Origin of the sequence: Pseudomonas sp. CHM02 (genome assembly GCF_000612585.1) — a bacterium.
In the GTDB taxonomy this organism is placed as follows: Bacteria; Pseudomonadota; Gammaproteobacteria; order Pseudomonadales; family Pseudomonadaceae; genus Aquipseudomonas.
In genome coordinates, this window is sequence record NZ_JFCA01000086.1 from 1 (window position 1) to 10,135 (window position 10,135).

9 protein-coding genes are annotated in these 10,135 nt (G+C 61.4%); 6 read left to right on the plus strand and 3 right to left on the minus strand.

The features are described 5' to 3' along the window. Window positions 1-124: 124 nt before the first annotated feature. The 3 genes from infA to aat all read right to left on the minus strand — a co-directional run bounded on the left by infA (window position 125) and on the right by aat (window position 1,887). Window positions 125-343, minus strand: a complete 219-nt coding sequence (gene infA, locus BM70_RS0130250) for a translation initiation factor IF-1 (protein WP_002553999.1) — start codon at window positions 341-343, stop codon at window positions 125-127. Between the two features lie 100 nt (window positions 344-443). Then, window positions 444-1,151 carry an arginyltransferase gene (locus tag BM70_RS0130255; RefSeq protein WP_025859485.1) on the minus strand — a complete coding sequence of 236 codons (708 nt, stop codon included), beginning with the start codon at window positions 1,149-1,151 and terminating at the stop codon, window positions 444-446. Between the two features lie 55 nt (window positions 1,152-1,206). Beyond that, window positions 1,207-1,887 carry a leucyl/phenylalanyl-tRNA--protein transferase gene (aat, locus tag BM70_RS0130260; protein WP_025859486.1) on the minus strand — a complete coding sequence of 227 codons (681 nt, stop codon included), beginning with the start codon at window positions 1,885-1,887 and terminating at the stop codon, window positions 1,207-1,209. Window positions 1,888-2,385: 498 nt separating this feature from the next. Here aat and BM70_RS0130265 point away from each other — a divergent pair, with 498 nt between their 5' ends. From BM70_RS0130265 to cysG, 6 genes are read left to right on the plus strand one after another with little or no spacing between them, the layout of a single operon-like run. Then, window positions 2,386-4,794: a DNA translocase FtsK gene (locus BM70_RS0130265; protein ID WP_025859487.1), complete on the plus strand. Its 2,409-nt coding sequence runs from the start codon at window positions 2,386-2,388 to the stop codon at window positions 4,792-4,794. A gap of 54 nt (window positions 4,795-4,848) precedes the next feature. Continuing rightward, complete coding sequence (lolA, locus tag BM70_RS0130270) at window positions 4,849-5,472, plus strand: outer membrane lipoprotein chaperone LolA (RefSeq protein ID WP_025859488.1); 624 nt, start codon at window positions 4,849-4,851, stop codon at window positions 5,470-5,472. A 23-nt stretch (window positions 5,473-5,495) separates the two neighbouring features. Next, a complete protein-coding gene (locus BM70_RS0130275) occupies window positions 5,496-6,818 on the plus strand; it encodes a replication-associated recombination protein A (RefSeq protein WP_025859489.1) in 1,323 nt (440 codons plus the stop codon). After that, window positions 6,818-7,192 carry a fluoride efflux transporter CrcB gene (crcB, locus tag BM70_RS0130280; RefSeq protein WP_025859490.1) on the plus strand — a complete coding sequence of 125 codons (375 nt, stop codon included), beginning with the start codon at window positions 6,818-6,820 and terminating at the stop codon, window positions 7,190-7,192. Before BM70_RS0130275 ends, crcB begins: the two co-directional genes overlap by 1 nt. Before the next feature lie 16 nt (window positions 7,193-7,208). Further along, window positions 7,209-8,489, plus strand: a complete 1,281-nt coding sequence (gene serS / locus BM70_RS0130285; RefSeq protein ID WP_025859491.1) for a serine--tRNA ligase — start codon at window positions 7,209-7,211, stop codon at window positions 8,487-8,489. Further along, window positions 8,490-9,884, plus strand: a complete 1,395-nt coding sequence (gene cysG / locus BM70_RS0130290) for a siroheme synthase CysG (RefSeq protein WP_025859492.1) — start codon at window positions 8,490-8,492, stop codon at window positions 9,882-9,884. Window positions 9,885-10,135: the final 251 nt, after the last annotated feature.

Here is a 10,135-nt window from a genome sequence, read left to right on the forward strand (position 1 = left end):
CAGATTCATTGGCTGATCCACCGCATTCGCGAGCAAGCCCGCTCCCACAGGGGATTTATGGTGCAAGGTAAATAGCACGCACACAAAAACGCCCGGCATAACCGGGCGTTTTGTATTGACTTGCTTAACGAGCGCGGTAAGTGATGCGCCCTTTGCTCAAGTCATAGGGCGTCAGCTCGACGCGCACTTTGTCACCGGTAAGAATACGAATGTAGTTCTTGCGCATCTTGCCGGAGATATGCGCGGTTACGACGTGCCCATTTTCCAACTCCACACGAAACATGGTGTTGGGCAGGGTGTCGACGACAGTGCCTTCCATTTCGAAGCTGTCTTCTTTCGACATGCAGTAAAGCCCTCGGTATCCAGTGAATGGCCCGGTGCAACTGCGCCAGGCAAAAGCGGCGTGCATTGTGCCCGAAAAAGGGTGTTTAAGCCAAGGGGTTCTAGTTAAGCGTGACCCATCTTTGATTTATCAGCAGTTCTATGGGCCGATATTGGGTCTTGTAATTCATCTTTTTGCAGTTCTTGATCCAGTATCCGAGGTAAACCGCTTCCAGTTCCAGGCGCAGTGCTTCGCCAATCTGCCAGAGGATCGCAAAGCGTCCCAGGCTGCGGCGCTCCTCGGCTGGTTCATAGAAGGTGTAGACCGCAGACAGGCCGTTAGGCAGCAGGTCGGTCACGGCGACGGCCACCAGCCGGCCGTCTGCGCGAAACTCGTAGAAGCGCGAGAAAGGCAGGTCGCGCACCAGGAACGTGGAAAACTGGTCGCGGCTGGGTGGGAACATATCGCCGTCGGCGTGTCGCTCCTCGATATAGCGCTGGTAGAGGTCGAAGTATTCTTCGGTGAAACGTGGCTTGGACGGCATCACCGTCAGGTCGGCGTTGCGCTTGAGGATGCGCTTCTGGTTGCGGTCCGGCAGGAACTGCGTCACGGGGATGCGTGCCGGTACACAGGCATTGCAGTTCTGGCAGTGAGGCCGGTACAGGTGATCGCCACTGCGCCGAAAGCCCATCTCCGACAGGTCGGCATACACATGCACGTCCATAGGCTGGCTGGGGTCGAGGAACAGCGTGGTGGCCTGCTCGTCGGGCAGATAGCTGCAAGAGTGGGGTTGAGTGGCATAAAACTTCAAGCGCGCCAACTCGGTCATGATCAACCCTCGGATAAGCTTTGAAATAAGTGTAAGCCAGGAGTGCGCAAGTCGCCTAGGAAACCCACGGTCCAGAGCTGGGCTGGTCCAGATGGTCGCGCAGGAAGCCTGCGAAGTCGCTGCGGGAAATGGCGCGGGCGCCCAGGCTGTGCAGGTGATCGTTGGGCATCTGGCAGTCGATCAGCACAAACCCCCAGGCCTGCAATTGACGGGTCAACGTGGCGAAGCCGAATTTCGAGGCGTTGTCGGCACGGCTGAACATGGATTCGCCAAAAAACAGCTGGCCCATCGCCAGGCCGTAAAGGCCGCCGACCAGTTTATCGTTGTCCCAGACCTCCACCGAGTGCGCATAACCGCGCTGGTGTAGCTCCAGGTAGGCGCTCTGGATGCTTTCGGTGATCCAGGTGCCATCGGCATAGGCACGCGGAGCGGCGCAGGCCTGGATGACGGCGGCGAAGTCCTGGTCGAAGGTCACGGTATAGCGCTGCTGGCGCAACAGTTTGCCCAGGCTGCGCGAGACGTGCAGCTCGTCGGGGAATATCACGGTACGCGGGTCGGGCGACCACCAGAGGATCGGCTGGCCCTCCGAGAACCACGGGAAGCAGCCATGGCGGTAGGCCTGGATCAGGCGCTCGGCCGATAGATCGCCACCGGCAGCGAGCAGGCCATTGGGTTCACGCATGGCCTTGGCCAATGGAGGGAATATGAGTGAATCGCGTTGTAACCAGGTCAGCATGGCATCCAGGCTTACGGAAGGGGAGGGGAGTGGCAGGTATGACACCTGCGTCGCGCAGTGCTGATTATTGTCGACATGGCGCCATGGGGCCAGCCCGAATCGGCCGCTGGGGTGGATTAGCGTGAGCGGGTGTTTCTGCAACTCTGTGCATAAGGCGTGGTCGTAATCGAGTCTGGACCATGCAGGCCATTTGCCAAGCTTGCCTGGATTGGTAAAAACAGCTCATAAGCCTTTGTCAGCAAAGACAATGCATGCTCAAATTGAACATCTTGTGATACACAATTGGCTATGCTGCTTGAAGAACGCCAAGTGGCGTGGCATCAGGGGCACAAACCCGTACAATGCGGCCATTGTGGCGTTATCGCCATTTCATCCAGCAATCGCCCAGTGTTAAAAGTAGATTCAACGACGCTCGTTCATTTTTCAGCTGCTCGGATTGGGCAGTATTTGCAGTCATTCAATAGATGGACGCGCTAAAGGCGCAGGAAAAGACCCGTTTTGAAGAAATCCGCCGCAACACCTAAAGCAGCAGTGGTGCCAGCCTGGCGCCAGCACCTGCATTATCGCCTCAAGGAAGGTGCGCTGATCGCGATCGGCGCCCTGTGCCTGTTCCTGATGATGGCCTTGCTGACCTATGGCAAGGACGATCCGGGCTGGAGCCACAACAGCAAGATCGAGGACGTGCAGAACTTCGGCGGGCCTGCCGGCTCCTACAGCGCCGATATCCTGTTCATGGTGCTGGGATACTTCGCCTATATCTTCCCGTTGCTGCTGGCGATCAAGACCTGGCAGATCTTCCGCCAGCGCCACGAGCCATGGCAGTGGAGCGGCTGGCTGTTCTCCTGGCGCCTGATCGGCCTGGTGTTCCTGGTGTTGTCCGGTGCCGCCCTGGCCCATATTCACTTCCATGCACCGACTGGCTTGCCAGCGGGCGCGGGCGGGGCGCTGGGCGAAAGCCTCGGCGACCTGGCGCGCAAGACCCTGAATATCCAGGGCAGCACCCTGATGTTCATCGCGCTGTTCCTGTTCGGCCTCACCGTGTTCACCGACCTGTCGTGGTTCAAGGTGATGGACGTGACCGGCAAGATCACCCTCGACCTGCTGGAACTGTTCCAGGGCGCCGCCAACCGCTGGTGGGCGGCCCGTGTCGACCGCAAGCGCATGGTCGCCCAGTTGCGTGAGGTCGACACCCGCGTCAACGAAGTCGTGGCCCCGAGCACCCCGGATCGGCGTGAACAGGCCAAGGTCAAGGAGCGCCTGATCGAGCGCGAGCAGGCCCTGAGCAAGCACATGTCGGACCGCGAGAAGCAGGTGCCACCCGTGATTGCCCCCGCGCCGCCCAAGCCGGCCGAACCGAGCCATCGCGTACAGAAAGAGAAACAGGCGCCGCTGTTCGTCGACAGTGCCGTCGAAGGCACCTTGCCGCCGATCTCGATCCTCGACCCGGCCGAAAAGAAACAACTCAACTATTCCCCGGAATCCCTGGCGGCCGTCGGCCACCTGCTGGAAATCAAGCTCAAGGAATTCGGCGTCGAAGTGTCGGTGGATTCCATCCACCCCGGCCCGGTGATCACCCGTTACGAAATCCAGCCGGCTGCCGGCGTGAAGGTCAGCCGTATCGCCAACCTGGCGAAGGATTTGGCCCGTTCCCTGGCCGTGACCAGCGTGCGTGTGGTGGAAGTCATTCCTGGCAAGACCACCGTGGGTATCGAGATCCCCAACGAAGACCGCCAGATCGTGCGTTTCTCCGAAGTCTTGTCGACCCCCGAGTACGACAATTTCAAGTCGCCGGTCACCCTGGCCCTGGGCCACGACATCGGCGGCAAGCCGGTGATCACCGACCTGGCGAAGATGCCCCACTTGCTGGTTGCCGGTACCACCGGTTCCGGTAAGTCGGTGGGTGTGAACGCGATGATCCTGTCGATCCTGTTCAAGTCCGGCCCGGAAGACGCCAAGCTGATCATGATCGACCCGAAGATGCTCGAACTGTCGATCTACGAAGGCATTCCGCACCTGCTGTGCCCGGTGGTCACCGACATGAAGGATGCCGCCAACGCCCTGCGCTGGAGCGTTGCCGAGATGGAGCGCCGCTACAAGCTGATGGCGAAGATGGGCGTGCGTAACCTGTCGGGCTTCAACGCCAAGGTCAAGGAAGCCCTGGACGCCGGCACACCGCTGACCGACCCGCTGTACAAGCGCGAAAGCATCCACGACGAAGCGCCGCTGCTGAGCAAGCTGCCGACCATTGTGGTGGTGGTCGACGAATTCGCCGACATGATGATGATCGTTGGCAAGAAGGTCGAAGAACTGATCGCCCGGATCGCCCAGAAAGCCCGTGCTGCGGGTATCCACTTGATCCTCGCGACCCAACGGCCGTCGGTGGACGTGATCACCGGCCTGATCAAGGCCAACATCCCGACCCGTATGGCGTTCCAGGTGTCGAGCAAGATCGACTCGCGGACCATCATCGACCAGGGCGGCGCCGAACAACTGCTTGGCCACGGTGACATGCTCTACATGCCGCCGGGCACCAGCCTGCCGATCCGGGTGCACGGCGCCTTTGTTTCCGACGATGAAGTCCACCGCGTGGTGGAAGCCTGGAAACTGCGCGGCGCACCGGAATACAACGACGACATCCTCGCCGGAGTGGAAGAGGCCGGCAGTGGCTTCGACGGCGGCAGCAGCGGTGGCGACGATGATGCCGAAACCGACGCGCTGTACGACGAAGCCGTGGCCTTTGTGCTGGAAAGCCGTCGTGCCTCCATCTCGGCGGTGCAACGCAAGCTGAAAATCGGCTACAACCGCGCCGCCCGCATGATCGAAGCCATGGAAATGGCCGGCGTCGTCACCGCAATGAACACCAACGGCTCGCGTGAAGTCATTGCCCCCGGGCAGATGCGCGACTGATCCCGTGCCGCGTGGCAGCACGCGGCACGCCCTGACCAATCAATGAGGACTCCCATGCGTCTTATCCGCATGCTGTTGTTGCCGGCACTGGCCCTGACCGCTGTTTCGGCCCACGCTGACCCGGCCTCGGTCGCCAGCCTGAAAAACCTGTTGGACAAATCCCAGACCCTGACCGCGCGCTTCTCCCAGTTGACCCTGGATGCCGGCGGCACCCAGTTGCAGGAAACTGCCGGCGAAATGGCCGTGCAGCGTCCTGGCCTGTTCTACTGGCACACCGAAGGCAAGGCTGAGCAGACCATTGTGTCCGATGGCCAGAAGGTCACCCTGTGGGACCCGGACCTGGAACAGGCGACCATCAAGAAGCTCGACCCGCGCTTGAACCAGACTCCGGCGTTGCTGTTGTCGGGTGACGTGTCGAAAATCAACGAGAGCTTCGACATCACCTCCAAGCAGACCAGCAATGTGATCGAGTTCACCCTCAAGCCCAAATCCAAGGACACGCTGTTCGACACCTTGAACCTGTCGTTCGGCAACGGTGTGATCAACAACATGCGCCTGGTCGACAGCGTCGGCCAGCGCACCGATATCCTGTTCTCCGGGGTCAAGGCCAACCAGCCGGTACCCGCCTCCAAGTTCAAGTTCGACATCCCCAAGGGTGCCGACGTGATCCAGGAATAATCTAGAGGTTTCAAACGCTGCCCATGGACCTGTTTCGAAGTGACCCGATCGCCCAGCCACTGGCCGCGCGCTTGCGTTCGACCAACCTGGATGAGTATGTCGGTCAGGAACACCTGCTCGCTCGCGGCAAGCCTTTGCGCGAAGCCCTGGAGCAGGGTGCGCTGCATTCGATGATTTTCTGGGGGCCGCCGGGGGTGGGCAAGACCACCCTGGCGCGGCTCTTGGCGAAGGTCTCGGATGCGCACTTCGAAACGGTCTCGGCGGTGCTCGCCGGGGTCAAGGAGATCCGCCAGGCGGTGGAAGTCGCCAAGCAGCAGGCCGGGCAGTACGGCAAGCGCACTATCTTGTTCGTCGACGAAGTGCATCGCTTCAACAAGTCGCAACAGGATGCGTTCCTGCCCTATGTCGAAGACGGCACACTGATCTTTATCGGTGCGACCACCGAAAACCCTTCGTTTGAGTTGAACAACGCCTTGCTGTCGCGGGCGCGAGTCTATGTGCTCAAGAGCCTGGACGAAGCGGCGATGCAGAAGCTGCTGCACCGCGCCTTGAGCGAAGACAAGGGCCTGGGCAAGCGGCAGCTCAGCGTGAGCGAAGAGGGCTTCAAGATCCTGCTGACCGCCGCCGACGGTGACGGTCGCCGCTTTCTCAACCTGCTCGAAAACGCTTCCGACCTGGCCGAAGACGGCGGTGAGATCGGCGTCGACCTGTTGCAAAGCCTGCTCGGTGATACGCGCCGCCGCTTCGACAAGGGCGGCGAAGCCTTCTACGACCAAATCTCGGCGCTGCACAAATCCGTACGTGGCTCCAACCCGGACGGCGCGCTGTACTGGTTTGCGCGGATGATCGACGGCGGGTGCGACCCGCTGTACCTCGCCCGCCGCGTGGTGCGCATGGCCAGCGAAGACATCGGTAACGCCGACCCGCGTGCGCTTAGCCTGTGCCTGGCCGCGTGGGACGTGCAGGAGCGCCTCGGCAGCCCGGAAGGCGAGTTGGCCGTGGCCCAGGCCATCACTTACCTGGCCTGCGCGCCCAAGAGCAATGCGGTTTACATGGGCTTCAAGTCCGCACTGCGTGCCGCCGCCGAATACGGCTCCCTCGAAGTGCCGATGCATTTGCGCAATGCGCCGACCAAACTGATGAAACAGCTGGGTTATGGCGATGAATACCGCTACGCCCACGATGAGCCGGACGCTTACGCGGCCGGTGAAGACTACTTCCCCGATGCGCTTGAGCCGCTGCCGCTCTATCAGCCGGTGCCCCGTGGCCTGGAGCTGAAGATCGGCGAAAAGCTCAATCACCTCGCACAACTCGATCGACTCAGCCCCAGACAGCGGAGAAAGTAGTGCTCAAGACGATTCTTGCCGTGTCCGCAGCCGGCATCGCTGGTACATTATTGCGTTTCGCCACCGGTACTTGGGTCAGCGCCAATTGGCCGCGGCATTTTTATGCGGCGACCCTGGCGGTCAACCTGGTGGGCTGCCTGATCATCGGGCTGTTATACGGCTGGTTCCTGTTGCGCCCGGAAGTACCGATTGAGATTCGTGCCGGCTTGATTGTCGGCTTTGTAGGCGGTCTGACGACCTTTTCATCCTTTTCACTGGATACGCTGCGCCTGCTGGAAAGCGGGCAGGCCCTGATAGCCTTCGGGTACCTGGGCATCAGCGTATTCGGCGGGCTGCTCGCCACCTGGGCTGGCCTGTCCTTGACCAAACTTTGATAAACGAGAGACCGACATGCTCGATTCCAAACTGTTACGTAGCAACCTTCAGGACGTAGCGGACCGCCTGGCATCCCGTGGCTTTGCCTTGGATGTTGCGCGCATCGAAGCGCTGGAAGAACAGCGCAAGACCGTCCAGACCCGCACCGAAGCACTGCAGGCTGAGCGTAATGCGCGTTCCAAATCCATCGGTCAGGCCAAGCAGCGCGGCGAAGACATCGCCCCGTTGATGGCGGATGTCGAGCGCATGGGCACCGAGCTGTCCGATGGCAAGGTCGAGCTGGAAAAAATCCAGACCGAGCTGGATTCGATCCTGCTCGGCATCCCCAACATCCCGCACGAATCGGTGCCGATTGGCGAAGACGAAGACGGCAACGTCGAAGTGCGTCGCTGGGGCACGCCAACCGCCTTTGATTTCGAGATCAAGGACCACGTCGCCCTGGGCGAACTGACCGGTGGCCTGGACTTTGAAACCGCCGCCAAGATGTCGGGTGCGCGCTTTGCCTTGCTGCGCGGCCCGATCGCGCGCATGCACCGTGCCCTGGCGCAGTTCATGATCAACCTGCACACCGGCGAGCACGGTTACGAAGAAGCCTACACCCCGTACCTGGTGCAGGCGCCGGCGCTGATGGGCACCAGCCAGCTGCCGAAATTCGAAGAAGACCTGTTCAAGATCAGCCGCGACGGCGAAGCCGACCTGTACCTGATCCCGACCGCCGAAGTGTCGCTGACCAATATCGTGGCCGGCGAGATCCTCGACGCCAAGCAACTGCCGATCAAGTTCGTCGCCCACAGCCCGTGCTTCCGCAGCGAAGCCGGGGCGTCGGGTCGCGATACTCGCGGCATGATCCGCCAGCACCAGTTCGACAAGGTCGAGATGGTGCAAGTGGTCGAGCCGTCGACGTCGATGGAAGCCCTGGAAGGCCTGACCGCCAACGCCGAGCGCGTCCTGCAACTGCTGGAGCTGCCGTACCGCGTACTGGCGCTGTGCACTGGCGACATGGGGTTCAGCGCCGTGAAGACCTACGACCTCGAAGTGTGGGTGCCGAGCCAGGACAAGTACCGCGAGATTTCGTCGTGCTCCAACTGCGGTGATTTCCAGGCCCGTCGCATGCAGGCGCGTTTCCGCAACCCGGAAACCGGCAAGCCGGAGCTGGTACACACCCTCAACGGTTCGGGCCTGGCCGTAGGCCGTACCTTGGTAGCCGTGCTGGAAAACTACCAGCAGGCTGACGGCTCGATCCGCGTACCGGAAGTGCTCAAGCCATACATGGCGGGCGTCGAGGTCATCCGCTAAATGGAATTTCTGCCGCTGTTTCATAACCTGCGCGGCAGTCGTGTGTTGGTCGTCGGTGGCGGGGAGATTGCCTTGCGCAAATCCCGGCTGCTGGCCGATGCCGGTGCGTTGCTGCGGGTGGTTGCTCCCCAGATCGAAGACCAGCTCAAAGAGCTGGTACTGGGCAGTGGCGGGGAACTGATTTTGCGCGGTTATCAGGAGGCGGACCTCGACGGTTGCACCCTGATCATCGCGGCAACCGACGACGAGCCGCTGAACGCGCAAGTGTCCAGTGATGCCAAGCGCCGGTGCGTACCGGTCAATGTGGTGGATGCGCCGGCCTTGTGCAGCGTGATTTTCCCGGCGATTGTCGACCGTTCACCCTTGGTGATCGCGGTGTCCAGCGGCGGCGATGCGCCGGTGCTGGCACGCTTGATCCGCGCCAAGCTGGAAACCTGGATTCCATCCACCTACGGCCAACTGGCCGGGTTGGCAGCGCGTTTTCGTGCCCAGGTCAAAGGCTTGTACCCGGATGTGCAGCAGCGTCGTGCGTTCTGGGAAGACGTTTTCCAGGGCCCGATTGCTGACCGCCAGTTGGCCGGGCAGGGCGATGAAGCCGAGCGGCTGCTGGTCGAAAAGGTCAACGGCGCGCCGCCTTATGCGCCAGGTGAGGTTTACCTGGTGGGTGCAGGTCCAGGCGATCCCGACCTGCTGACCTTCCGGGCCTTGCGCCTGATGCAGCAAGCCGACGTGGTGCTGTACGACCGCCTGGTAGCTCCGGCGATTCTCGAACTGTGCCGCCGTGATGCCGAGCGTATCTATGTCGGCAAGCGTCGCGCCGACCACGCGGTGCCGCAGGATCGGATCAACCAGCAACTGGTGGACCTGGCCAAGCAAGGCAAGCGCGTGCTGCGCCTCAAGGGGGGCGACCCGTTCATTTTTGGCCGTGGTGGCGAAGAGATCGAGGAACTGGCGGCCCATGGCATCCCGTTCCAAGTGGTGCCGGGGATCACGGCGGCCAGCGGTTGCGCGGCGTATGCCGGGATTCCGCTGACCCACCGCGACTATGCGCAGTCGGTGCGTTTCATCACCGGGCACTTGAAGGACGGGACCTCGGACCTGCCCTGGCATGACCTGGTGGGGCCTTCGCAGACCCTGGTGTTCTACATGGGCTTGATTGGCTTGCCGATCATCTGCGAGCAGTTGATCAAGCATGGGCGTGCGGCGGATACCCCGGCGGCGTTGATCCAGCAAGGCACCACGTCCAACCAGCGCGTGTTTACCGGCACCCTGGCGGACTTGCCACGCATGGTGGCGGAGCATGAAGTGCATGCGCCGACACTGGTGATCGTCGGTGAGGTGGTGGTGTTGCGCGAGAAGCTGAAGTGGTTCGAAGGCGCACAATCCCAAGTCTGAGAACGCTATTGTGGTCGGTGAGCCTGCTGTGGCCGGTGGGCCTGCTGTGGAGAGCAGGTTTTCTATGGTGAGCAGGCTTGCTGTGGAGAGCAGACTTTCTGTGGTGAGTAGGCTTTCTGTGGTGAGTGGGCTTGCTGTGGTGAGCAGGCTTGCTGTGGTGAGCGGGCTTGCCCCGCGCTGGGCTGCGAAGCAGCCCTACTAAAAAACGCCGAGTTCTTTCAGAAAGAACTCGGCGTCTGGTTTTTGGGGCT

Coding starts and splice junctions, on each gene's coding strand:
- lolA (WP_025859488.1), top strand. CDS start 4,849: ATGCGTCTTATCCGCATGCTGTTGTTGCCGGCACTGGCCCTGACCGCT.
- infA (WP_002553999.1), bottom strand. CDS start 343: ATGTCGAAAGAAGACAGCTTCGAAATGGAAGGCACTGTCGTCGACACC.
- BM70_RS0130255 (WP_025859485.1), bottom strand. CDS start 1,151: ATGACCGAGTTGGCGCGCTTGAAGTTTTATGCCACTCAACCCCACTCT.
- BM70_RS0130275 (WP_025859489.1), top strand. CDS start 5,496: ATGGACCTGTTTCGAAGTGACCCGATCGCCCAGCCACTGGCCGCGCGC.
- serS (WP_025859491.1), top strand. CDS start 7,209: ATGCTCGATTCCAAACTGTTACGTAGCAACCTTCAGGACGTAGCGGAC.
- cysG (WP_025859492.1), top strand. CDS start 8,490: ATGGAATTTCTGCCGCTGTTTCATAACCTGCGCGGCAGTCGTGTGTTG.
- aat (WP_025859486.1), bottom strand. CDS start 1,887: ATGCTGACCTGGTTACAACGCGATTCACTCATATTCCCTCCATTGGCC.